Below are 25,125 nucleotides of genomic sequence, written 5' to 3'. Positions count from 1 at the left end.
CTTCCAAGTTGTTGATTTCTGAGAATTCAGATAGGTGAAACCTAAATTTATGGTTGGCTGAGATAGCGTGGCAAATGACGAAATAGCTTACTTGATTGCAACATTCTCAATAGGTAATAACTTGCAGTTGGCAAAAAGATAATCATTGCCCAACCAAATTGATCGGGAACTTCCACTTGAAAGAATGTAGGAAATAGCAACATCAATAGAATAGATAAACCAACCGAGACAATACCAAGAATTGTGGCTGTAGAATTTTTCGCAAAGGTTTGGACTTTCCATATCGAAACATTAGTTAAAGTCCAAAATACTAATAGACAGAAAATTGTGCCAATGATCGTACTAACGCATTGGGCTTGACCTTTGGCAATATCTTGAAATATATCTGAGTCAATCATCGTAGTACTATTGGGCGTTCTCAGTAAAGCCCAACCACTGATGTAATAGGAAAAGACATAACCTGTAGTCATAGCGATCGCCCCAAAGATCCCTGCAATGGAACTGTAACCAAGAACATCCCGCAGGAAGTTTTCTAAACGTCTAGGTTTGAGCCAACCAAAGGCAATCCAGATCGTCGGTAAACCAACTACCGCCATCGTCAAAACTGTCATATGGCGAGGTTCTACAGGAAAAGGAAGCTGCACAAATCCCGCAAAGGAAATTGTGAGAATCACCATAATATTTTTGGTGAGGTAGAGCAAAGCAGAAGAGAGAATCTTTTGTTTGATCTCATCGCCTGCGGTGAAAGCTTGCGGTAGGGCCGAGAGATTGTTATCTAATAAGACAATATCAGCGACATCTTTGCTAATCTGTGCACCGTCATTCATGGCGATTGCCAGTTGTGCTTCCTTAAAGGCAGGTACATCATTCACCCCATCACCAACCATGCCCACATAACCACCCCGCTTCACCATTGCCGAAATGAGCCGACGTTTCATGTCAGGGGTAATTCTGCCAAATACGGAGCCATAGGCGGCAGAACGACTAAAGGTGGACGCATCCATTTCCTCTAAGGTCTTTTGCGTAAACACAGCATCATCGGGAACTGCAATTCCTGCTTGACGCGCAATTGAGGCAACCGTTTCTACGCTATCCCCTGAAATAACTTTAAGCCGAATATTTTTGTTTTGCAATTCGGCAATTGTATCAATCACATCGGGACGCAGACTGTCTTCGAGCAGAACGATACCGCGATCGCGTCTGTTATTGGGTAATGCAGGATTTTTATCAGTCGCATCAATGCTATCTTCACTGCTGACTACTGCGATCGCCCGCAAGCCCTGTCTACCATATTGCTTGGCTTGTTCTTGAGTCTCAGGACTGGTGAATAAAATTTCAGGCGCACCAACCATGATCGTTGTACCGATATCAATAGTGATCGCCCCCCATTTCCGACTAGAACTAAAAGGGACTTCACTCACAAACTGTGATGGTGATCGGGGTTTATCCGTAAATGCTGCCATCGCTTTAGCGCTACTATTCTGTGTTCCCATTAAGTTTGTATAGAGCGCAATTAATTCTCTGAGTGAATCTTCATCAGTATCACCTAAAGGCACAATTGACTTCACCACCAATTTGTTTTGGGTCAATGTACCCGTTTTATCAGTACAGAGAATCCGCACACTATTCATCGAGTCAACGGCATTAATTTTTTGAATTAAGGTGCGTCGCTTACTAATCTCCACTGCGCCGATCGCAAAGGCAACACTAATCGAAAGAATTAGCCCCGCGGGTACAAAGCTATTAATAATAACCGAGGAATAGCGAACTGTATCAACAATCGAACGTCCCGAATTGAGGCTAGAGGCAAGGTGTAGAAAGGCAGCGACAATTAGAACAAGAATAAAGATTTCTACTAAAACATCAATCTTTTTCTGTAAAGGGGTAAATACTCGTTTATAGACCCTTGAAGACTGGGATAGCTTCACTGCATAGCTTTCATTGCCAATCTTCTCCGCCCGAAATACGCAACTTCCTGCCAAACAAAAAGAACCAGACAGAACAATATCACCAATTTGTTTAGCAACGGGATCAGATTCGCCTGTGAGTAATGACTCATCCATTTCCACATTTTGGGAAATCAGTACCGCCCCATCCACAGGAGCGCGATCGCCTGGACTTAACTCAATCAAATCATCGCGCACCAACTCGCCAACAGGGACTTCCTTTGTTTCGCCATCCCGCCGCACCTTCACCTTTTGCACCGATAACAAGGCGAGTTTATCCAGCGTCAGCTTGGCTTGAATTTCTTGGGCAACCCCCACCAGAATATTCATAAATACCGAAAATCCTGAAAAGATCGCATCGGTAAACTGTCCTAGCGCGGTCATTAGGACTAAAACGACTCCGAAGGTAACATTAAATAATGTAAAAACATTTTCTTGGAAGATGTCCTTATAGGTACGGCTCGATCGCATGACCACGACGTTAATATCACCACGCCGTTTTCTATCGGCGACCTCAGCCTCACTCAGCCCTATGTCTGTATTAGTGGCGATCGCAGGTAAGTCTGGCATATTTGCTGATGTAGATTGAGACATAGACACACAGGTATCGTTTTAGTATTGAAGTGTTAAGACCTCTAAGATGATGTAATTACAGCATCTCCAGTCGCTTGTGTGAAGTTTTTTAACCCATTGCGCTAAAAAACTTCACCATACAGGATGAAATCTAATTACTGCCAGTTTAGGCTTGAGTCAATTTTTAAAGTATTGCAACGCAATACTTTAAAAACTTAACTTAGGTTTGAGAGCGTGTTTGAAAAGTTTTTACCCCCTCTAACTCCCCCTTTGTAAGGGGGAGGATTTGAGTTTCCCCCCTTTGTAAGGGGGGATTAAGGGGGGTAAAAGCAGAAATTTATGCTAAATAGGTACTTCTCAAACACACTCTTAAGAACGTGCAAAACACTGTAAACGCTCTGAAAAATTGAAATTTAAACTTATATCTATGATTACGTTGCAAGTAAATGGTGATGATCGCACATGTGAGCCAAATCTCACCATGATCGAATTGCTGAAATATTTAGGGCTAAATCCGCGCTTAGTAGCGGTGGAGTACAATGGCGAGATCTTACATCGTCAACTCTGGGAAAACACAATTATCCAAAACCGCGATCGCCTAGAAATCGTCACCATTGTTGGTGGTGGTTAAAAATCGCTACAAAGTAAGAACGCTATAATTTGATTTAGTCCATTTTTTTATCAGTATTGCAGGCAATTGGCATAGTCTATGAGCATCGCATCCGCACAAGTCCCCGCTACCGTCCTGACTGGCTTTCTTGGTGCAGGCAAAACTACTTTACTCAATCACATTCTGACGGCTGAGCATGGTAAAAAAGTCGCGGTCATCGTTAATGAATTTGGTGAGGTAGGCATCGATCAACAATTGGTCATCGGTGCTGACGAAGAAATCTTTGAGATGAACAATGGTTGTATTTGCTGCACCGTGCGCGGCGATCTGATTCGGATTATTGGCAACCTGATGCGCCGCCGCAACAAATTCGATCATCTTTTAATTGAGACCACAGGTTTAGCCGATCCCGGCCCTGTTGTGCAGACCTTTTTTATGGATGAGGATATTCATCGGCAAGTGGCATTAGATGCGGTTGTCACAGTAGTTGATGCTAAGCATGTCCAACAACATTGGGGCGATCGCGAAGTTCTCGAACAAATTGGCTTTGCGGATGTGATTTTGCTCAATAAGACTGATCTTGTCACTCCTGAGGAGCTAGAGGAACTAGAAGCAAAAATCAAACATCTAAACGTTCTAGCTAGAGTCGATCGCGTTCAGTTAAATCAAACTAATACTGAAGATATTGAGAGCAGTATCAATAAAGTTCTCAATGTTGGTGGTTTTGACCTTGAGCGAATTCTCGAAAAAAATCCCGAATTTCTTGCTGCTCAATTAGCAGATGACCATGACCACGATCATAATCATGAACACGAACATGACCACAAACATGAGCATGAACATGATCACCACGAGCATCATCACCATATCCATGATGAAGAGGTTGGCTCGGTAAGCATTTTAGAAGCAGGTGAAGTAAATCCGTACAAATTCCAAGCATGGATTAGTGAACTATTGAGAACCCAAGGTCAAGATATTTTTCGTTCTAAGGGAATTATTAATCTTGCTGGTTCTGAAGAGCGTCTGGTATTTCAAGGGGTGCATATGCAGTTTGACGCAACTCGCGATCGCCCTTGGAAAGACAATGAACTCCGCAAGAATCAATTAGTATTCATCGGCAGACATCTCGATGATGAAAAACTCCGCGATGGTTTCCGTTTGTGCTTAGTGTAGTTCGATATAGCAAATTGCACCTTGCAAAGCAAGGTGCAATTTGTATTTCCAGTTTGCTCGCGGCAAACTGGAAATACCTATATTTGACTAAGGCTTAGCCTTTGTTTCTGGTGATTTCACAAATACGCGATCGCCTGCTTTCGCACCACTTAAAATTTGAGTTTGATTATCTACGGTTGTGCCAACGGTCACAGGTTGGAATTTCGGTTTCCCTTTTTCATCAGCAATGAGTAAGCCCGTTTTACCTTCTTGAGTGACGATCGCTACTGTTGGCACAACTAGCGCATTATCGATTCTTTGACCAATAAAGCGTAAATCCGTATTCATTCCCGATTGCAATTTATCTTTGCCAGTTTCTAAAGTGACACGCACTTGGAAAGAAGTTACATTTTGTTCAATAATCGCTTCAGGCGCAATCAACCGTACTTTCCCTTTAAAAACTTCCGATGGAAAGGCATCGGCAACTATTTCCACTTCTTGACCAATTTTAATTTGCGAAATATCCACTTCAGGAACCTTGGCGATAATCTCTAAACCATTAGCGATCGCCACAATCGAAGTAGAAGTCGATGAATTGGTAGAAGAAGCAGTAGTGGTTGGAGTAACAAAGGCTCCCGCATTGGCATATTTTTGAGTAATAATCCCTGCAAATGGAGCGCGGATGATTGTATCCTCAATTTGCACCTCAATAATTCTGATCCCTGCGATCGCTTGAGCAAGTTGCGCTTCGGCTTGGGCAATATCTTCGGCACGGCTACCATTACGAGACTGCTCAAACTGACGGGTAGCTTCAGCAAGATTGGCTTCGGCAGTGAGCAAATCAGCTTGGGTACTACGATCATCCGTTAAAACTTCATCAAGGCGATCGCGGGAAATCGCACCCTCAGCTTGTAAATTGCGATAACGCGAAGTACGCATACTATTTAAGGCTAAGCGCGATCGGGCAGCTTCCAATCGTCCCCGCGCTGACTCAACTCTTGCCTGAGCCGCCGCCACATCTTCAGGACGATTACCATTGCGTAATTTCGCTAAATTCGCCTCAATCGCCGCAGCATTAGCTTGAGCCTGATAGAGTTGGGGAACTAAGTTGGCATTATCCATCCTTGCAATTACCTGCCCCTTAGCTACCCTTGCCCCCTGCTCGACTAGTAACTCAACTAACTTTCCTGCTTGCTTAGGACTGAGGTTAACAGTTTCAATTGGGACAACCGAACCACTAGCTTTAATTTTGAGAGCTAAAGATTTAGATTCTACTAATTCAGTTTTGTCATTAGCTGAAGTTGTACTTTGATTAGAGATGGTCAAAGCTCTAAAAACAGTAAAGCCACCACCTAGTAAAACCACAATTAAGATCACAACGATCCAAGGATTTTTCCAAGCATTTTTAAGTCTATGGGCTTCTTTTGATTCTTGTTTCTTGGAAACGGTAGTTTGCATCGAAATTTTAGTCTGAATAAAGCTAGTAGCATAAAATTTTAAGCCTAAGCAAATAATTTAGGTTAATTACCCTTAATTTGCATCACCCCCTAGGATCATTATACATCTGTAGCCACTCAAATAGAGAGTTGCGGCGCTTGTGCTGTAACTCTCTATTTGAGTGGGTATTTTATAACTAAGGAAAGGATTTATTGGGTTAAGGATGGGCGGCGCTTCGCGCCGCCCATCCTTAACCATTTAGCACTACCCAAGATCTCACTAAGATCGCGGTAGTATTTAAGCACCACCCCCTATTTTGAGGCTTTTGACTTGTTTTGGCACAAATGACTATAGCGATACTTACTATTCGCCGCCATCAAAAAACGGTATATTAGCAAAAGTAGGGACTTCTAGAGACGCAAATCAATTTTGTAAATTCATATTTGAGGGTTAATAACCTTGTGATTCAGCCTGTCACAACTTGGGAAGAGAAAACACACATCGTAATTCACGGATCTCAAGATGCGATGCAGATTCCTCTAGTGAATGCGTATTCTTGGACATTAGGACGAGGATCGGAAAATGATATCCCTCTGTCCGATAAATGTGCATCACGTAACCATGCGATGTTTCAAATTGTTGGAGAGAATAACTATTTTTTAATCGATCTAGGTAGTCGTAACGGCTCCTTTGTCAATGGGCGCAGGGTGACTATTCCTGTCAGTCTAAAAAATGGCGATCGCATTACATTGGGAGAAACCAATATAGAGTTTTATTGTCCTGAAACTATAACCGTACCTGATGCGGGTGCATCTCCAAGTGAAGAAACTACTGATGCAGTGGCAACAGCCATGCTGCATAAACGCCAACTGATCACCGTTTTAGTAGTTGATATTCGCGACTTCACTAAGCTAACTCAACAAATGGATGAACATATTCTTTCAGAAGCGATCGGTACATGGTTTCGACGGGCAGGGGAAATAATTGATCGCTATGGTAGTTGGGTAGATAAATATATTGGCGATGCTGTGATGACCGTCTGGATTCACGATACCGAGAAAAGCCTAGACACAGTTGCCACTCAAGATATGCTCAAGGTCTACCGCGCTCTCCATGAACTATATGAAATGAGTAATGAACTTAATCAACAATTTGATTTGCCATTTAAATTACGTGTTGGAGCAGGGGTAAATACGGGATATGCAATGGTGGGGCAAATGGGAACGAGCGAACATCCCGACTATACCGCTTTAGGTGATACGGTGAATGCTGCCTTTCGTTTAGAGTCCTCAACTAAACAATTAGGATTAGATGTTGCGATCGGTTCCACGACCTACAGCCATACACCCTATGCAGCAGTATTACTGCCCCTCAAGCAATATTCTGTAGAACTAAAAGGCTATAGCGCTCCAACAGTTACCTATGCTGGTACTTTCAGCGAACTAGGTGAATATATCAAAAAGTTAGATGCAGAATAGCTTCCCTACTTACTGTTTACCGATCAAATTGCGATATTCTTGACTGACATTCGCGCTGTAATTGAGATAGTTCTGTAACCACTCACCGCCTTGGTTAATGAGATCGGATAGATTAAGATTCCATAACCTAATGGCATTATCACCATGACCTGATGCAAAACCACACCCATCAGGACGAAAACACAGACTAATTGGAGTACTATCTGGACATTTTAGGGTTTGTAATGTCTTTCCATCAAGACTCCATAGCTTAATTGTATTATCACTGCTACTCGAAATAATACTGCGTCCGTCGGGACTAAAACTAACTGTCCAGATGCCCGCCTCATGACCTCTAAAGGTTTGGATTAATTGACCTTTAAGATTCCATAGCTTGATCGTACTATCACCACTACCTGATACGAGATATTCACCATCGGGACTAAAACAAACACTCCAAACAGCACTCCGATGCCCCCGTAGAGTTTGTAGTTCTGTACCATCAAGATTCCATAGTTTGATTGTGTCGTCACCACTACCTGAAGCGATCGCATTACCATCGGGACTAAACCGCACCGTCCAAACCGTTGATTTATGCCCCTTGAGAGTCGCGAGTTCGGTTCCATCAATTTTCCATAACTTCACCGACTTGTCACTGCTGCCAGAGACAATTTTTTGACCATCAGCGCTAAAGTCTACTGACCAGACTGCCGTACTATGTCCTGTAAATGTCCGTTGCAGTTGGTGTTGATCTCCGTGAATTGACCATAAAGAAATAGCACTATCACCACTACCCACTAATAGACTCTTGCCATCAGGACTAAAACTGACACTGAGAATATCGTTATCACCAACAATAGTTTGCAGTTCATTACCTTCTAAATCCCAGATTTTGATTTGATCATCAAGGCTACCTGAGGCAATATGTTGACCATCGGGGCTAAAGGCAATGCTCCGAACTGCTGCAATATGTCCATGCAAGACTTGCTGGGCACGGCTGTCAATTTGCCAGAGGCGTGCGGTGCAATCGAGACTCGCAGAAATCAAACTTTTGCCATCAGGACTAAAGCTGACCGATCGCACAGCTTCGTCATGCCCTTTAAAAATTTGCAGTTCTCTCCCGTAAAGATCCCAGATTTTAATTTGCTTATCGGCACTGCCTGAGGCTAGGGTTGTGCCATCGGGACTAAAACTAACGCTACGAATTGCACTGGAATGGGCTTGAATCGAAAATACTTCCTCGATCGCGATCGCATTGCTAGATTCAGGATTGGCAGCATCTTGGGTAAGATGCCACAATTTGAGAACATTATCACCACTACCTGAGGCAATTAATGTACCGCAAGGACTAATGCTCATGCTGCGAATATCAGCGCTATGTCCTTTGATACTTTGGACAATTGTGCCATCCAGCTCCCAAATCATAATTGTTTTATCCGCACCACCTGAGATAATCCATTTCCCATTAGGGCTAAATAAAACTGTACGAACATCTCCTCGGTGTCCTGTAATTGTGCAGATTTCTGTACCATCCAATTTCCAAAGCTTAATGGTTTGATCAGCACTACCTGATACAATCAACTCCCCATTAGGGCTAAACCTAGCACTCCAAACCGTACCAGTATGTCCTCCAAAAGTTTGCAGGCGATCGCCTTTGAGGTTCCAGAGAGCAAGTGTTTTATCATTACTGCTCGACAAGATCATTTGTCCATCAGGGCTAAAAGTGGCACTACGAATCGCACCTGTATGTCCATTAATTTGGGCTATTTCTTGTCCGTCAATCTGCCATAGCTTAATTACCTTGTCTAAACCACCCGTCACAATTTGGGAACCATCAGGACTAAATTCGGCAATCCAAACTCCCTCTACATGTCCTTGAAGGCGATTTTTTTCCTTCACATCGTAAATTGCGCGATAAATAGTGCTGCTTAGCTGCCATCGGTTTTCACTAGCGATCGCCTCAATATCAGGTAACCACTGTTGCGCCTTGCGGATGATTTTGGCTAACTCATCAAGATCCACAAGATGTCCATCAAGGAGACTGTTAATGCGTAAGCTATCTGCGATCGCTTGAGAATTTTTGAGGGAGCCTTCCAGTTGACGGACAGTTTGGCGCAGTTCCCCTTGAGTTTGTTCTAGCTCCTTTTGCAGTTTTTGAATTTCAGGAGCTTGAGATTTACGAATTACGACAGCGAGATAATCATGAACTAACTGACAGCGATCGGCAGCATTCTCAGGAATTAACACCACCAAGCCTGAACCGATCAAGATTTTGAGTACTAGTTCTATTCTAGAACTTTCTATTTCTGTCTCCTCTTCTTCATCTGTCATCTCAAATCTAGTATCCAATTCCATATCAGCTTGATTTTGATCGCGAAATTCTGTACTCAGTTGCTGAAGACTGCGCTCTAATTCGGCATAGGTTTTTAGGGGTCTAGTTCCCTGCTCATCAGTTAGTAAATACAGCAGCAAATTGGTTAAGCGATAATTCTCTTTACCACAGTCATAGACCACATTATCTAGATATCGCTGCACTAATTTTTCCTTCGGATTACTACCTAGCTTTTGATATTGTTGAATGGTGCTAATGCGATCCTGCTGCATTTGAGCGCCGACAATCTGTAACTCAATAGGACGCACTTCATCCTGTTCGTTTTTAAGATCATCCACCAAAATATCGATCAGTTGTGGTTCTAGATAAAATTGTGCTCTTTCTGTCAAAGTCTCAATAGTGGAATGTGCTGCCGCAGCAGAGAAATTCCCCATAGGATAAAGAACATTTTTGCTGAGAATATCATTGTCGATCGCGCTCATACCTTTGACATGATTGCACTCTAGCAAATAATGGATAAAGTCTTCACGGAGAGATAAAACTACTTTAATTGATGATAAATATTGAAAATCGCTGAGTAATCCTCCAATAAATTCAAAAAAGCGGAGACGATTGCTCAAGCTATGTTTATGAACAAAGAAAAATTCCTCGAATTGATCAAAAATCAGGACTGTACGCAGGTTATGGGATTCATTCCACCGCAGTTGTTCAACCAAGAGATCGAGGATGAGATCATGATGTAATTCATCACTATAAGCAAAACCACTTAAAGGAGCTGTATCAATTTGTAGTAATTGAAGAGCTTCCACTAAATGATGGGTCAGTTCTTGCTCCCAACTGGTATAAACACGCATAGAAATCGGAATCACATCACGTCCACCAAAGGAGGATTGCTGCAAGGCTGGCATTAGCCCTGCATTCACAAATGAACTTTTCCCCACTCCCGAATTGCCATGCAGCACGATCATTTTGTAACGTGGTTCACTAATTCTCTTGATGAGTTCATCGAGATCCTGTTTGCGACCTGAAGCATGGATTTCTGGGGAAATGCTTGTCTTATGAGCTTTTTCAGCAAAACTAGAATATTCCTCTAGTCCTGACTGCAATTGACCTGCCCCGATGAAGGCGCGATAGCCATAACGTTGCTCGATCGCACAGCGCTCTTGCTTAGTTTGAAATGCCTCTAAATATTTTCCCTGAGAGAAATATAGGTCTCGCAATTCATTTAAAATCCGAATATACATCCTCGGATGACCACAGTGATCTCTTTGCTTTGCCTCAATTAAGTGTGTCAGGGCTTCATCGCGATTACCGAGTTGAATATGCGCTTGGGCAAGATAGCACAAGTACAAGCCATATAGCCAATGCAGGTTTGCTGGCACATTAGCCAGTAGAACGATCGCCTCTTTAGCATACTCAATTGCCGCGTCCCAATGCTTCTCTTCGAGGGCAGCCTCCGCCAAAAATCCATAATCAGAGGCAAGATGACTAACATTACCGTGAATTTGATGGATTTCTAAAGCCTCTTGTGAGATTACTCGCAGTTCTGACCATGATTGCAGATGATGTAAAGTACGCTGCAACTGTAAGTAGCAATGGGTCATCAAATCAGGTCGCTCGGCTTTCTCAAAACTTGCCAAACTCTGCCTAAATAACTGCTCGACCAATCGCCAATTTTCTTCATGGGAATGTTTTTCGAGCTTGGTGAGATGGTAACGTCGCCGTCCAATTTGATAAAGCAATAGTCCTTGCCGCTCATCATTTTCAATTGATTGCCAATATTGATAACTTGCTTGGAGATATGACAATGCTTGAGCAAAATCCCTAGTATTCATGCCGCGAATGAAGTCTAAACCCGCTTGCAGTGATGGCTCAATTTTCTGATTCTGATTGTGCAGATCGCGCAGGGCAACCCCCAATTCTGAGATATAAATACCCCCTAAATGCGAGATCCGTCCGAGACTATAACTAGGATCGATTAGATTCGCACTGAGAGAAAGATGGAATAAAGATTCCGTTCCCGCAGTCAGAGAATCTATGAGATCTTCACTGGCGATCGCAAATTCAATCGTGGTTGTCCAGCTTTCAAAGTCAGGAGCAACCTTGATCATTTGCTTCATTACATCATCATTGATCCACAGCACGATCGGATATAAGCAGTTTTTCCGAAATTCTTCCCGAATCTGATTTAGCCCCTTGATCAAAGCCTCTACATTTTCATTGGCTTCTAATCCAACCACCATCACCGCAGGCAAGTTACCGTCTCGCATGGCAGGAGTGGTGTTTTGAATGGTGTGATAAATTGATTTGTTGGTAGGCTCTAGACGCACTTGGCGAATTTTGGTTGATACAATTTCTGCTAACCGAGCGATCGCGCGATCGCGCAGATTGACATAGTTACAGCGAGCGAGCAAGAGCGTGAAAGTACCATCATAAATATCCAACAGTAAAGACAATTCCTGAAGTGCGTCTTCAATTTCAGGAGAAATACTAAAGGAATTGACTAATTCATTTTGATAAATATCAAGCTGCGATGTTAGTTGCTGAAGGGCAAGTTCTACTTCTGGTGAAATATTAATCGCAGTGGTATCTTCTTCTGCTCGATTGTGAGCGTTGCTACTTTTAGACATAGATATTTTGCTCTTGGCGATCGCTGTTAAGTAATACCAAAACTAAAAAATAGCTACGCCATTTTTAGTTTTAAAAAACCTTACTGGGTTTGGTTTTTAATCTATTTGATCTACAAAGGTGTTGTCACACTTTCGTGAATTGCTATCAGTCAGTGAAAAAGTAAAATTTGGTTAAAAGTATAGCTTCACAATGCTTTTAGAGTGTGATTTGAGAAGTTTTTACCCCCTCTAACTCCCTATTACAAAGGGGGAGGATTTGAGTTCCCCCCTTTGTAAGGGGGGATTAAGGGGGGTAAAAGCAGAAATTCATGCTAAATAAGGTACTTCTCAAACACGCTCTTAACCAAAATCCAAAATACTGTGGTTCTTTATAATCCTAAATCCTAAGATTTAGCAAACTCTTGAGCAGTAGCCAGCACAGGATTTACTTCAAACCAAGAACCATGCTCATCTTGATATTCATAAACATACATACTTCTAATCAAAGTTTGGTAGCCAGTATCACCGACAACTTTCTTAGTTGCGCTAACCTGTCGCAGCAACTTCCATTCATCATCATCAATAGAGAGAACTAGCTCATTACGACGTTTCCGCACTGTATCTTCTAGGATGTCAAGGGTAACAGGTAAACCCCGCTGTTTGCGGAGCGCATCATTCAATAACCGCATAATATTCCGCACATGACCACCACTGGCGAAACATAAACGATCCAATGTATCGATGCTGTCAAAGACTTCGCCAACAGCTTTCAAACGCTCAGCGGGGGGGCTGTCGGGAAAAGCTCGGGATAAAATCATTTGTCGCAACAGTGCAATTCCCTCTTCATGGGGGGTGTTATCGCGACGCACCACAGGAACCATTGGTAAAACAATCGGATCGGTCATAAACTTGGCAACAAGTGTGCCGTAGTCCCGTGAGAATCGCAAGGCAAGGGGCATCGTATAAACTACGTGGCATTGCAATTTGCGGAGTTGATCAGCACGATCAACAAATAAATACTCAGTTTGTGGTCTCCCCCAAGGCTTCGGTGAGTCATCAACGCGATCAAGGTTATCCACAATGACGACAATACCTTCTTTGCCTAGCTTCTTGAGATCGGCGATCGCAGGTATTAAAATTTCTTGATTAACTAAATCGAGCAGACCATTGGTTTTTGGCTCCATATAGCCCCGCAGTTTGCTCCGCATATCGGGGCTATCTTTAGTTTTGGCAGAGAGTTTACCAATGCCTAAGGATAGGGAAAATTCCCCATTGGTACTCGCTTCGATTTTGCCAACCCCAGGGACATCGGCTTCGGCAGAGAGTTCAATCTCGGTTTGCAAGATTTTTACCGCCCCATTGAGCATTGCGCGAAATCCTTTAGCTTCGGTCTTGACCTTAACTGCTTCAAGACTCTCAATAACACGTCTTGCGATCGCTAGCAGAATATCGCTCAGATCGACATCCCCCATTTCCATGTCTTGACTTGATTCAAAGTACACAACATGAAAGCCTTCTGCTTCTAATTGTTGCTTGAGTTGCAATATTTCTGTAGATTTACCGCAACCAATATGCCCTGTAAATAGTTGACAGGTAGGTTGTCCATCCGAGAATAGTGAAATGTTGTCCTTCAAATCTTCAACAACTTTGCCACCACGAACAGTTGAGAAGTCAATGTAGTACTTCTTATCTTCGTCGCTATCCGCTAGCAAGGTTTTACTCGGATCGGTTGCCTTAAAGAATCTCTTATAATCTACAGCCATAATTCATGGAATCCCTCTTTGATAAAGGTATTATAAGGAATGGATGAAAGTTTATAAGTTAAATATTTTATTTATTTTATTTTGTGTTGTAAGTAGCTCAACATATCGGCATCGTTAAAAAGCCTGTACTGACTGCTTAGTAATCAGTAAGGGCTTCTAGCATTTAAGTTGACCTATGCTTAGCCACTTATTCATTTATCTAGATTTGCTGAGTGATTAATTCCATAGTTTTTTCGACAAGCATAGCTACTGTTCCATCACATTCTAGGTAGGTTTTACCAGCAGCAATTAGCCTTAATTTTCACGCTTGCCTAATTTCCATCTCAAGTTCAGATATTTCAGATTCTCTTTCTCCATCCTCTAGCCTTACACTCTCTTTAGCAAGACATTGCTCTAGTTTGTGAGGTGCTTTCCAAATCTTCCGATTCTCCTTGGACACATACCCAAACAGAGTTCCACTCGTCATAGATCAAGGAACACCAGATCAATTTTCGTAAAAGATCTCCATCGCGAGCATGTTCATAAACAAACCAATCTTTGGATATATCTCCATAAACAAAGATGGTAGTGCTAAATAGGTAAGGATGGGCAGCGCTTCGCGCTGCCCATCCTTACCACAATAAATCCTTTCCTTTTTAGGACTACCTACTTCGTCATCACGACAAAAACCACACATCACCCAAGGTGAGTCTGGTACGGATTCCACTGCATTACCAAATATCGCCTGAACATCAGCGATCACTGGGGACAGAACAAAATAGGCAGAGTATGACTTCATATTTTCAGTTCTTTTAGTTAACAGGACTGGCGACAGCTATATAATGCGAATAGTGCTTTAAAATATTGCTTGAAAGCATGAACTTGGCAGCCTTGATCGCAGCTATGGTAGAAGTATTGACTAACGAATCCCAGAAACAAATTATTCAAAGCAATGCCATTGTGGCAGATGGTTTGAGCAAGGTTTATCGTACTGGTTTTTGGCTAAATCAAAAAATTAGTTCCCTACAGTCTTTGTCCCTCACCATTAGTAAAGGCGAGACCTTCGGCGTATTAGGCCCTAATGGTGCGGGAAAAACCACATTATTAAAAATCTTACTGGGCATTGTCCAGCCAACATCGGGAACTGGCGAGATCTTAGGATATCCCCTTGGCGATCGCACGGCTAAGCAATCAATCGGTTATTTACCTGAAAATGCCTACTACTATGACTATTTAACAGGCTGGGAACTGCTCGATTTTATTGGTAGCTTATTTGGCGTGGAGCCATCATTGCGTCGTCAAAGGATTGCAGATCTACTTGATCTTGTGGGTCTATCTCAATCAGTTGCCCGTAAAAAGCAGTTACGACAATATTCTAAGGGGATGGTGCAAAGAATCGGTGTTGCCCAAGCATTGATTAATGATCCTGAAGTGGTGTTTCTCGATGAGCCAATGTCTGGACTTGATCCCGTGGGGCGCTATCAGGTACGTGAAATTATTTTGATGCTGAAGAAACAGGGTAAAACTGTATTTTTTAACAGTCATATCTTGTCCGATGTGGAGCTGATCTGCGATCGCATCGGTATTCTCAATAAGGGTGAGCTAGTTGCTAAAGGGACTCTCAATGAGTTACTTGGTACGGAGCAGTCCTATCAGGTCAGTGGTCATGGTGGCACGGAGGCCGAATTACAACCTTGGTTACAAAATCTCTTTTTTCAGGGAGATACTTGGCATGGACAGTTAGCAAAGGATTTACCTGAATTTTTGACCTACCTTGCTAGTATTGGGGCAAAGGCGATCGCGATCGACTTAGCACGTCAAACCCTAGAAGAATTTTTTATTGATCAAATCAAAGCCTCTCGCCATAAAGACTAAATTGATATAAGTAAAAAGGAGTCGCTAAGCGACTCCTTTTTGCTTAAATAGCACTTGTGGAAGCGCAACCCTTCGGGTTGCGCTTCCACAAACCATTTAGGAATGCTATAGCCAAGTGTAGGACATAAAAAACATTAAAAAAGGAGTCGCTTAGCGACTCCTTTTTACTTATGCAGCAACTGCTTGTTTGAGGGGTTGCCAAGTCACTTGGCGATCGCTACCCGTTTCAATCACGATTTTGACACGCGGATCGCGATCGGGAATTTGACTGAGCGTTTCTAGCTCTTCCTTAGAGAGATATTTTCCTTCAATCAGCCACACAACTAAACCCTTAGATTTGGGGGGTAAAGCATTGAGACGGAACTGGATCGCGGGAGGAATAAAATAGGTACGAATTTCAGTTTTGCCAAGGTGAGAGGGACGCACACCATGAACACCTGTGAGGTAGCTATTTACATCTCCGAGACCACGGGCAGTAATGAAGAGAATTTCATAGCCTGCATTTTTAAGGCGGAGTTGGTAGCGACCTTCATAACCACCTTCAGGGGGGACTCGCATTGCTAAAGCGCCTGCTTTTTCAAGGTCTTTGACAATCTTATCGGTTGCAATCAATGGCATGGTGACATCCTATGCTGAACGCTAAATTATAGAGCTAACAGTATTTTATACCTAGAAAGCAAAAGGATACTTAAAGCATACTTATCATATTGATTGAAAAGTACAGCTTTCGAGGGGGCTGTTCAATTACTCAACTACTTGGACATCAATATCAATCGTCCCTGGGGGGGTAATCCGCACAAATTTATTTTGTTGCTCTTGTAAAGGTTCACCACAGTTAGGACATTGAAATTGGGTGGCTCTTGAGGCGGTAAAGCTTGCCTCACACACAGGACAATCTGCTGTCACAATGCTGCGCTTTACCCACCACTGCAAACCGAAAAAGGCAATTATAGGGACAAAAGTAAGAAGCCCAATCAAGATAAAGAATGAGTTAACTAGCCAACCTAGCCCAATCGTACTCAATGTCCAGAAAATGAGTAAAGTTGTGAGCCAAAAACGCACACCTGACCAGCGATCGCCATCTCCTCCCGATCCGTTGGGCAGATTGCCAAATGTGTAGTATCTCATGAGTTTTGTCCCTATATTTTTATTCTTATTGGCTAATAGCGATCGTAACACTCTTATTTAATGTTGCTATTCTGCCATTGGGTAGGGCTTACCGCAAACCTCCAAAAAGGAAAGGATCTAAATAGGTAAGGATGGGAGGCGCTTCGCGCCTCCCATCCTTACCTATTTAGTACTACCTGATCTAGGCAAGGTCAACAGATGATATATTTCTGATAGGATATTATATTTTTCCGAATTTAAGGTGTGTTATTAATGACTTTACCAACTCTTTTTCCACAATGCCAAGATTTACAGTCACAGGTTGAGGCGGTTTTACAGCTTTTACAACAGGAGCCAACTCTGCGATCGCAACAGGATGGAAGTATTGTGCAGGCTTCTCTTAGGAAAGCGATCGCACCTACTTTTGAGATTGTGTTTGCAGGGGCTTTTAGTGCAGGTAAATCGATGTTGATTAACGCACTATTAGAACGGGAATTGCTGTATAGCGCTGAGGGACATGCTACGGGGACAGAATGCAAAATTGCCTTTGCTAAAGCTGGGGAAGAGCGGGTGGTGTTGACTTTCCTAAATGAAGTAGAAGTCAGCGAACAGATTCAAGCTTTATCGCAATTAATCGGACAGGTTGCGCCAACAAATATTAATCAAATTGATTTGCTCAAACAGTTACAAACTAAAACCCTTGCGGTGATTGAGCAGGAGGGAGGTAAAAGCAAATCTAAACGAGCCAAAGATGCTGATGCTCTAAATCTTTTGATTGAGGGTTTTATCAATAACCGCGATCGCATTAGCTCCGTTGCTAATTCCACCTATTCAATGGAACAGTTTGGTTTTGACAATCTCAAAAAAGCTGCTGATTATGCTAGAAGGGGAGCCAATAGTGCGGTTCTCAAGCGGGTGGAATATTATTGCCATCATCCACTTTTGCAAGATGGTAATGTGATTATCGACACCCCTGGAATTGATGCGCCTGTAAAGAAAGATGCTGCTTTGACTTTTCAGAAAATCGAGAATCCTGACACTTCCGCAGTTATTTTTGTTCTCAAAACTGCTTCAACGGGAGAACTTACTTCTGAAGAGACAGAACTTAGCGAAAAGATTCAAAGCAATGCAGGAATTCGCGATCGCGTATTTTATGTCTTCAATCGCATCGATGAGACTTGGATGAATAGTCAATTGCTGCAACGTCTCAATCAAACAATTTCCAGCCAGTTTCGCAATAGTTCGAGAATCTATAAAACTAGTGGGTTGCTAGGCTTTTATGGCAGTCAAATTAAAAACACAAGTCTCAGCGATCGCTTTGGTCTCGATACTATCTTTGCCGAAAGCGTCAAGGCTATGGGTGGTGAAGAAGATACACCGCAATTTGTGAATGAGTTCAATAGCTACTGTTTAGTTTCTGGCAAACTCGATACTGAGAAATTCCCAATTCCCTACAGTGTTTTACAAACTAGCGCCAAGAATGAAAAGTATGTTCGTTTGCTGGGTAGTTTGGGAACAGGGCTAATCGATCAACTGATTAAGGATAGCGGCATTGAGGAATTTCGCAACGCGATTACGCATTACCTCACCAATGAGAAGCGTCCCCTACTATTCGCCGATCTTGCCGATGACTTACAGCCTATTTGCATTGCCCTGCGTCAGTCCTATCTAGATTCATGGCATAAGCTCGAAAGTCAACCCCGCGACATTGCCGCGATTAAGTTGCAGGAGTTGCAAAAGCTGGGGCATGACCTCAAACAAATTGGCGATCGCCTACGGGAGCATATTGCCCAAGAGCTAAATGATGCGGTGGCAAGCAATAAAAATCAAAGTTTGGAGGCAGACTATCGCAGACTCAAAGAGAGTATGGTGCGGCGTTTGGATGAGTTGATTGGCTATTTCTCTGTTGCCGAAGTACATCAACGCGCCCAAGCCAGTCACCGACGCAATTCCGTTGTGCCTGTGATGGGGATTTTGGCAGAAGGTTTCTACTATTTAGCCAATGAGCTAGAAGATGTATTGGTGGAGAATTCACAAAGGATTGTGGAAAATTTCTTCCAGAATTTGATTGAGTCCATCAAGAAGACAGAATATTATCGGGAACTCTATCGACTATTGGGTAACGATGGTGGTATCGAATCACGTCTCGAAAAGCTTGCGATTACGGCATCTGATGCTTTGGTCAATGAGGCGAGGACAGAATGCGATCGCTATGTGCGTGAACGTCCAGAGTTTTATGCAGAAGGAACCAACTCCATCTATCAGTTACGTCAAACCTTGCAACAAGCCTGTCGTGGCTATGACTATCAGAGCATGATCGAGGCTGAGCCAGCGATTCGGCAGTTGTTAAAGCTTGATTTTGAACTAAAGGTTAAAGACACGATTATTCGTACTTTTCGTCAGTCGATAAATCAAACTTTGAGTACACATTTGCTAGCAAGTGTGGAGAAACAATCGGATGCAATTTTGCAACAATATGATCATGCCCGTGATTATTTGGCGCAAACTTTGGAGCGAGAAGCTCAAATCAAACTCGACAAAAATCGCAGTTTACAAATTGCTGTAGAGAAAAATATTGCTATTTATAATGAGGCAGTTTCTGGCATCAATCAATGTTTAGAGGCATTAGATTTATCGCGCAAGAATTTACCAATTATCAGCGAATCAGATTTGCTAATTCCAACAGTTATTACTGATGTAATTGATGCCGAATCTTTTATCGTTGATGAAGTTAGTGACTCAGAAGTATAAATAATTTGTTTGCATACAGAGCTTTGCGTTGTATGCAGACAAACATTGTGCTATTCCAAACAGAACAAATTAAATACGTCATCCACTGTTATCTGCCAATTTAAAACATCTAAAACAGGCAAAATATCTTTACTACTCATCTTTTCGGGAAAGCGATCATTTCAAGGCACTGGTGAGTTAATTAGTGAGACAATGAAATCCCCTAGAGGATAATAATTCCAGCATAGAAACGGGACGATAAAAAAGTCCGCCATAGCGAGACTGTCAAGTAAAATGTGTAAAGTCTAGAAGCTAGACGTGGAGACGATCCTCGAAGAGGATGGCAAAGCGATTAAGAGCAGGTTTCCAATCACGAATCGGCATCGTCCACTTCTTCGAGATATTCCGCATTGCTAAATAAACGAGCTTGAAAGCAGCATCATCAGAGGGAAAAATCTGTTGGGATTTAATCACCTTCCGCAAACTACTGTTCATCGACTCAATCGCATTGGTGGTATAAATCGCCCTGCGAATCTCGGTCGGGAAAGCAAAGAAGGGGATAATGTTTGCCCAATGACTGCGCCAAGACTTGGAGATTGATGGATATTGCTTGTCCCACTTTTCAGCAAAGAGTTCGAGATTAAACTCAGCCTCCGATTCCGTCGCCGCGCTATAAATAGCCTTGAGGTCAGCACAAACTTGCTTGCGTTGTTGCCAAGGTACAAAAGCGACCGAGTTTCTGACCATGTGGACAATGCATAACTGCACCTGAGTTTTAGGAAATACCGTCTCAATCGCATTAGGGAAACCAGTCAAGCCATCGACACAGGCAATCAAAATATCTTTGACCCCACGGTTGTGAATTTCGGTGAGTACTGACAACCAGAATTTCGCACCTTCATTCGGAGAAATCCACATACCCAGTAATTCCTTGTACCCGTCCATATTCACGCCCAAGGCAAAGTACAAGGATTTGTTAATCACTCTGCCATTGTCTCGGACTTTGATGACTAGACAGTCCAGAAAGACGATTGGATAGACTGCTTCAAGGGGACGGTTTTGCCATTGCTTCACCTCGTCAATTACTGCATCTGTAACATTGGAAATAAGTGTTGGTGATACTTCAACACCATCCATTTCTTGCAACTGGGCTTGAATATCCCTGACACTCATACCTCGTGCGTAGAGAGCAATGATCTTTTCATCTAGTCCTGACAAGCGACTTTGTCCTTTCTTCACCATCTGCGGTTCAAACTCCCCTTGCCGATCTCGGGGGACTGCGATTTCGGCTACGCCAAAGTCACCTTGCACTTTTTTCTGGCTATAGCCATTGCGACTGTTAGTTTGTCCTTCTGGTCTTGGTTCATGTTTTCCGTAGCCCAGATGCATGGATAGTTCTGCTTCCAATGCTCGCTCCACTAATGCGGTCGTCAGTTGCTTCAGAATGCCTCCTTCTCCGAATAGGTCAGGTGGTGTTTTACATTCTTGCAGCAATTCGTCGAGCAATTCTTTGCGTATATTCATCAGTTTTAGTGTTGGTAATTGTGTGTCTAGATCATCTCTCTGTATATATCCCAGACTTTACACACTTCACTTTACACTCTCGCCATAGCAGGAGTCTTATTCTTACCCAAGCCCACATGAGGTCTCACCCAGTTGTGAACTAGTCTTTGCACAGTGACTGCTCGTTGTAATCCTTTGGTATTTTTCGCGTACAGGTTCTGTCTGCGACGATAAGCACTACATCTCCTTCTCAAAGCACTGTTGTTAGCTTCATTGTGATTGGCATGAATGTCACACTTGTCGCTAATAGCCGTATAGGGATGCTCAGGTTTGAGCCATTCGACCCGACGATTTCCCTGTGAACCCTTGATTTTGATCGCAACTTCTAAGTCATGTCGCCATACTTTCCGATGTCCATACTCACGGCTTACTTCGGTGGATTTGAGGTGCACACTTGCCATTTGCCACAGTTGCTGAGCGTAGCGTCTTTCGCCATCAGTAAACCATCGGATGTATTGACTCATTTTTGCCCATTGCCATGCTGTTTCTGTGGCTTTAGCAAATAGTTCAGTATTTTTGAGTCCTGCTCTTGCTTCAATCCAATAGCGACTCTTACGCTCAATGAATGTCACTGTCCAGCCTTTTGACTCACTGGGGGGAAAGGTTCTCGCCTACGCGAGTATAAACTTCATCGCCCTCGATTGTGACATCTCCTCCTGTTGGGGCGGATGGACTCCATTGTTGGGATTGGGCTGCTAATTTTTGCTCCCATCTCATGATGCTGACATGGGATTTTTCCAGTACTCTCCCACTTGCTCTGATTCCCATCCCTTCACTCCTCATCTTCATCGCTAAGGACACTACACTTGCTGGTGTTCTCAGCCTTGACATTGGCGTTCCTGTCCTTTCACTGAATCTCTTGCCGCATCCTTTACATAAATAATTCTGAACAACTTTTCCGTCTTGGTGGTGATGTTTGCCGTTTTTGATTGTCTTTTGGCTTTGGCAGTGGGGGCATTCCATGGCTTTCTCCTTGGCTCTGCTTCTATTTTCTCATGCCACTAATTTACTGACCAGTGCCTAAAGATTTTGATTTTTGTGTTACTTATTTGTCTGGTATATGAAACAGTAAAACTGCAACTTTTATCTCACGATTAGGATCACCATCAATGTGAAATCGGTAGTTGAGCCATGTCTCCTCATTTTTGTTTACAAAACCTAAAAAGTTTGGATGCTCTGGCGCTTCTTTTTCAACTGTTTTAATGACAGATGAAAAATCTTGATTCTGAGAAAAAATTACTACAGCAGCTTTTGAGTCACGCCACGTTAAATATCCAAGCAACTGAGTAATTGTTTTAAGAAAACTTTTTGCCCCTTTCCAAAACTTACATTCAGCAATAAAAACATTTGAATTTTGATAGCGAAGCAAGATATCAGTCTTTCCTTTTTTATTGAATGTTTCGCCAGTTGCAGATCCTTCAAATCGAGGCTCTAAGAATAGTAGTATATGATCTCGTAAATCCTCCTCATTTTTACTTGCATAAGTCGAAGGCATACGCTCAAACTGTTTGCCAACATCATGTATTGTTTGTAGTATCTCTTGATAAATAGAAACTTCTAAAGTTGGGTCTGGTTTGTATCCTTGCTCTGTAACTATCGGTTCAGGAATTTTAAATTTTTTACTTGTTTGAGCAGTCGGGATAGCAAAAGTATTTGGGAGATTCTCAGTTTTTCTGATTGGTACGCCAAGAGAATTAAGTAGATTATTTGTTTTAAAAAAATGCTGTTTACGTTGTTTAACTAAAGTTTCAATAGAATAGAATAAAGTGGAATTATAAGCACTAACATCAGCTATAATATTATTAGATTGACGTTCTATATTGTGAATATTTCCATTAGCCTCATTCACTATTCTTTGGGAATCATCATAAAAGTTGATAATATCGAAACACAAGCAATTATTTTCTACTAAAACGTCAAGTGTCCACATAAGACGACTACTGGGAATACAATGCAGTAGCTCTTCACGTCCTTCATATGGGATATGATATCTTATAACGCCTTTTTTATATACCTCACTACGTCCAATACTACGAAATCCTAGCGAAGGGAATTGTTCCAAAGGAATGTCTTTTTCATGTGTTGTAATAAATTTCTCATTAAATTTAAGATTGATATTTTTGATAGAGTATTTATCAACTAAGTAATTTATAAAATCAATCTCATTAACATTTAAAATATAGTTTTCTGACTTGCTATTAATCTCAATTTCAATACTCTGATTTTTATCTTGAATTACCTTGTAAATCTCTTTTTCTGCAAATATTTTAAAAGTGTTATTGTTAAACATAAAAGTTAGTCTTAAAGAGATTGAAGAAGTTAACTAATTTATCAGTTTTTCTACCTAGATAACGAAGTTTACGGAAAAAGCAATTTTTTGCTAAATATCGTAAACTTGGTTATCTAGCTTAAGTAATTTAAAGACATAAAGATACTTCAAGTTCAACCTGTATTCAACCTCTCGATCAACCGATCGCCTACTCTCAAAGCATTAGCAATAATCGTCAAAGCAGGACTCACCGCCGCATTAGATGGAAAGAAACTGCCATCGACAACGTAGAGATTATCGAGATCGTGGGCGCGGCAATTGCGATCTAAAACGGAAGTTGAGGGATCGTCACCAAAGCGACAGGTTCCGCATTGATTGGCAACCACTTGCAAAGGCGACTCGGCACGGGGATGCAGGAATCCCGTGCGGAAGCCATCTAGAGACTTCTCGATATTTTTTAACACATCAGTCCAGCGATAAATTAAGCGATCGTGGGCTTCCGTATTGTTGGGATTGTAATCGATATGGATTTTATTATTTTCAAGACGCACCCGATTATTGGAGTCTGGCAAATCCTCCGTTTGAGCCCACCAGCCGATGGAATGGGTGGCTAACTGCTTCAATCCAAAGTTGGGCATGAGCTTGGCAACAATGGAAAATACAGGAGGAGATTCCGCAAAAATGATGTCGGTGAGTAGTCCACCAGAGTTCTGAATATGTCCCATTGGATAGGGAAAATCTGCATCACCCCAATAGAAATCATTTACATAAATCGACTTTTGGAAAGAGCCATTATTGGGCTTAGTACTGAGTTGGACTACCGATGAAAACAGGCTTTTCATCAAATTCCGTCCCACCTGATCGGAGCTATTGGCAAGCCCTTTGGGATGGGAATCATTAGCCGATCGCAATAGCAACGCCGCCGAATTGATCGCACCACAGGCAAGCACGACAATATCGCCTAAAAAGAGATAGGACTGTCCACCGACTTCTGCTTCTACTCCCTTCACCGATCGCCCCGATGGATTGGTATGGAGACTGATGACTTTGGCTTGAGTTTTCAAGGTGACATTGGCAGATTTCAAGGCAGGGACGAGGCAACTTTCTTCAGAGTCGCTAGTGGGGTCATCCTCTTGACGGGTCAAACCGAGGGGGATTGTGGAGGGATGCAAACCTTGATTAGCGATCGCCTCATAGATCTTCTGGATCTCAGGCTCATGGCTGACCGCAGGATAGGGATAATCAGCGCTGTGAGTTGGTTCAGTGCTATCAGAATTTGTCTCTCCATGCACCTTGTAGAGATTTTCGGCTTCGGTGTAGTAAGGCTCAAATTCGTCATACTTCACGCACCATTCTGGGGAAATTCCCGCTTGATGAGTGACTGCTTCAAAGTCCTTCTCGCGCCGCCGCAATAGAGCCGCACCATAGATTTTGGTATTCCCACCGATCGCATAGTTAGTTTGCGGTGAGAATGGCTCGCCTGTGTGGTCATACCATTGCTCAGGGGCATGATAGCGATCGCGCTGAAAGATATCGATATTGCTGCGATTCTGTTCTTCGAGGGGCATGAAGTCACCACGTTCCAGAATCAGGATTTTTTTACCTGTGGAAGCGAGTTTATAGGCAAGGGTTCCACCACCTGCACCAGTTCCAATAATAATCACATCGTAATAATTGTCATCAATAATCATTGGGTTCTCCTTATTTGGAAATGGCTTTTAGC

The 25,125-nt window shown here is 42.5% G+C and carries 16 protein-coding genes and 1 pseudogene; 5 read left to right on the top strand and 12 right to left on the bottom strand.

The window, feature by feature from the left end:
• Positions 1-47: 47 nt before the first annotated feature.
• Entirely contained in the window at positions 48-2,540 is a 2,493-nt protein-coding gene (locus tag NMG48_RS19285) for an HAD-IC family P-type ATPase (RefSeq protein WP_271253038.1), read from the bottom strand.
• A 406-nt stretch (positions 2,541-2,946) separates the two neighbouring features.
• On the opposite strand from NMG48_RS19285, the gene thiS reads away from it, so the two are divergent.
• Positions 2,947-3,150, top strand: a complete 204-nt coding sequence (gene thiS / locus NMG48_RS19280; protein ID WP_271253037.1) for a sulfur carrier protein ThiS — start codon at positions 2,947-2,949, stop codon at positions 3,148-3,150.
• A 78-nt stretch (positions 3,151-3,228) separates the two neighbouring features.
• Positions 3,229-4,302 (top strand): CobW family GTP-binding protein, encoded by a 1,074-nt coding sequence (locus NMG48_RS19275; protein WP_271253036.1) that lies wholly within the window; start codon positions 3,229-3,231, stop codon positions 4,300-4,302.
• An 87-nt stretch (positions 4,303-4,389) separates the two neighbouring features.
• Here NMG48_RS19275 and NMG48_RS19270 read toward each other — a convergent pair whose 3' ends face one another.
• A complete protein-coding gene (locus tag NMG48_RS19270) occupies positions 4,390-5,739 on the bottom strand; it encodes an efflux RND transporter periplasmic adaptor subunit (RefSeq protein WP_271253035.1) in 1,350 nt (449 codons plus the stop codon).
• A gap of 440 nt (positions 5,740-6,179) precedes the next feature.
• On the opposite strand from NMG48_RS19270, the gene NMG48_RS19265 reads away from it, so the two are divergent.
• Positions 6,180-7,196, top strand: coding sequence for an adenylate/guanylate cyclase domain-containing protein (locus NMG48_RS19265; RefSeq protein ID WP_126386809.1), 1,017 nt, complete (start codon positions 6,180-6,182; stop codon positions 7,194-7,196).
• Positions 7,197-7,205: 9 nt separating this feature from the next.
• Here NMG48_RS19265 and NMG48_RS19260 read toward each other — a convergent pair whose 3' ends face one another.
• The 4 genes from NMG48_RS19260 to NMG48_RS19245 all read right to left on the bottom strand — a co-directional run bounded on the left by NMG48_RS19260 (position 7,206) and on the right by NMG48_RS19245 (position 14,657).
• A complete protein-coding gene (locus NMG48_RS19260) occupies positions 7,206-12,137 on the bottom strand; it encodes an nSTAND1 domain-containing NTPase (protein WP_271253034.1) in 4,932 nt (1,643 codons plus the stop codon).
• Positions 12,138-12,520: 383 nt separating this feature from the next.
• Positions 12,521-13,879: an ATP-binding protein gene (locus tag NMG48_RS19255; RefSeq protein WP_271253033.1), complete on the bottom strand. Its 1,359-nt coding sequence runs from the start codon at positions 13,877-13,879 to the stop codon at positions 12,521-12,523.
• Between the two features lie 301 nt (positions 13,880-14,180).
• Positions 14,181-14,345, bottom strand: coding sequence for a hypothetical protein (locus NMG48_RS19250; RefSeq protein WP_271253032.1), 165 nt, complete (start codon positions 14,343-14,345; stop codon positions 14,181-14,183).
• Between the two features lie 18 nt (positions 14,346-14,363).
• Entirely contained in the window at positions 14,364-14,657 is a 294-nt protein-coding gene (locus NMG48_RS19245) for a hypothetical protein (RefSeq protein WP_271253031.1), read from the bottom strand.
• A gap of 104 nt (positions 14,658-14,761) precedes the next feature.
• On the opposite strand from NMG48_RS19245, the gene NMG48_RS19240 reads away from it, so the two are divergent.
• Positions 14,762-15,733, top strand: coding sequence for an ABC transporter ATP-binding protein (locus NMG48_RS19240; RefSeq protein ID WP_271255293.1), 972 nt, complete (start codon positions 14,762-14,764; stop codon positions 15,731-15,733).
• 168 nt (positions 15,734-15,901) lie between these two features.
• On the opposite strand, the gene NMG48_RS19235 is transcribed toward NMG48_RS19240, so the two are convergent.
• Positions 15,902-16,351, bottom strand: a complete 450-nt coding sequence (locus NMG48_RS19235) for an NAD(P)H-quinone oxidoreductase subunit N (protein WP_126386805.1) — start codon at positions 16,349-16,351, stop codon at positions 15,902-15,904.
• Between the two features lie 126 nt (positions 16,352-16,477).
• A complete protein-coding gene (locus tag NMG48_RS19230; protein ID WP_126386804.1) occupies positions 16,478-16,861 on the bottom strand; it encodes a zinc finger domain-containing protein in 384 nt (127 codons plus the stop codon).
• A 252-nt stretch (positions 16,862-17,113) separates the two neighbouring features.
• Between NMG48_RS19230 and NMG48_RS19225 the strand changes: the two genes are divergently transcribed.
• Positions 17,114-19,591, top strand: coding sequence for a dynamin family protein (locus NMG48_RS19225; RefSeq protein ID WP_271253030.1), 2,478 nt, complete (start codon positions 17,114-17,116; stop codon positions 19,589-19,591).
• A gap of 291 nt (positions 19,592-19,882) precedes the next feature.
• Here the strand turns inward: NMG48_RS19225 and NMG48_RS19220 are convergent, their stop codons facing one another.
• The 4 genes and pseudogenes from NMG48_RS19220 to NMG48_RS19205 all read right to left on the bottom strand — a co-directional run bounded on the left by NMG48_RS19220 (position 19,883) and on the right by NMG48_RS19205 (position 25,093).
• The gene (locus NMG48_RS19220) at positions 19,883-21,094 is read right to left on the bottom strand and encodes an IS256 family transposase (protein ID WP_271253029.1); all 1,212 of its coding nucleotides are present in this window, start codon (positions 21,092-21,094) and stop codon (positions 19,883-19,885) included.
• Positions 21,095-21,177: 83 nt separating this feature from the next.
• Positions 21,178-22,096 (bottom strand): annotated as a pseudogene (locus NMG48_RS19215) (IS1/IS1595 family N-terminal zinc-binding domain-containing protein); the annotation flags it as partial.
• Positions 22,097-22,178: 82 nt separating this feature from the next.
• Entirely contained in the window at positions 22,179-23,423 is a 1,245-nt protein-coding gene (locus NMG48_RS19210) for a hypothetical protein (RefSeq protein ID WP_271253028.1), read from the bottom strand.
• Between the two features lie 152 nt (positions 23,424-23,575).
• Entirely contained in the window at positions 23,576-25,093 is a 1,518-nt protein-coding gene (locus NMG48_RS19205; RefSeq protein WP_271253027.1) for a GMC oxidoreductase, read from the bottom strand.
• Between the last annotated feature and the right edge of the window lie 32 nt (positions 25,094-25,125).

This window comes from Pseudanabaena sp. Chao 1811, assembly GCF_027942295.1.
Taxonomy (GTDB): Bacteria; Cyanobacteriota; Cyanobacteriia; order Pseudanabaenales; family Pseudanabaenaceae; genus Pseudanabaena.
The sequence above is the reverse complement of the archived record's forward strand: the minus strand, read 5'-3'. Positions and strand labels throughout refer to the sequence as shown.

Excerpts from the sequence above, each read along its gene's own strand:
- NMG48_RS19270 (WP_271253035.1), bottom strand. The coding sequence starts at position 5,739 with ATGCAAACTACCGTTTCCAAGAAACAAGAATCAAAAGAAGCCCATAGA.
- NMG48_RS19245 (WP_271253031.1), bottom strand. The coding sequence starts at position 14,657 with ATGAAGTCATACTCTGCCTATTTTGTTCTGTCCCCAGTGATCGCTGAT.
- thiS (WP_271253037.1), top strand. The coding sequence starts at position 2,947 with ATGATTACGTTGCAAGTAAATGGTGATGATCGCACATGTGAGCCAAAT.
- NMG48_RS19255 (WP_271253033.1), bottom strand. The coding sequence starts at position 13,879 with ATGGCTGTAGATTATAAGAGATTCTTTAAGGCAACCGATCCGAGTAAA.
- NMG48_RS19250 (WP_271253032.1), bottom strand. The coding sequence starts at position 14,345 with ATGACGAGTGGAACTCTGTTTGGGTATGTGTCCAAGGAGAATCGGAAG.
- NMG48_RS19225 (WP_271253030.1), top strand. The coding sequence starts at position 17,114 with ATGACTTTACCAACTCTTTTTCCACAATGCCAAGATTTACAGTCACAG.
- NMG48_RS19235 (WP_126386805.1), bottom strand. The coding sequence starts at position 16,351 with ATGCCATTGATTGCAACCGATAAGATTGTCAAAGACCTTGAAAAAGCA.
- NMG48_RS19285 (WP_271253038.1), bottom strand. The coding sequence starts at position 2,540 with ATGTCTCAATCTACATCAGCAAATATGCCAGACTTACCTGCGATCGCC.
- NMG48_RS19220 (WP_271253029.1), bottom strand. The coding sequence starts at position 21,094 with ATGAATATACGCAAAGAATTGCTCGACGAATTGCTGCAAGAATGTAAA.
- NMG48_RS19275 (WP_271253036.1), top strand. The coding sequence starts at position 3,229 with ATGAGCATCGCATCCGCACAAGTCCCCGCTACCGTCCTGACTGGCTTT.
- NMG48_RS19230 (WP_126386804.1), bottom strand. The coding sequence starts at position 16,861 with ATGAGATACTACACATTTGGCAATCTGCCCAACGGATCGGGAGGAGAT.
- NMG48_RS19205 (WP_271253027.1), bottom strand. The coding sequence starts at position 25,093 with ATGATTATTGATGACAATTATTACGATGTGATTATTATTGGAACTGGT.
- NMG48_RS19210 (WP_271253028.1), bottom strand. The coding sequence starts at position 23,423 with ATGTTTAACAATAACACTTTTAAAATATTTGCAGAAAAAGAGATTTAC.
- NMG48_RS19260 (WP_271253034.1), bottom strand. The coding sequence starts at position 12,137 with ATGTCTAAAAGTAGCAACGCTCACAATCGAGCAGAAGAAGATACCACT.
- NMG48_RS19240 (WP_271255293.1), top strand. The coding sequence starts at position 14,762 with ATGGTAGAAGTATTGACTAACGAATCCCAGAAACAAATTATTCAAAGC.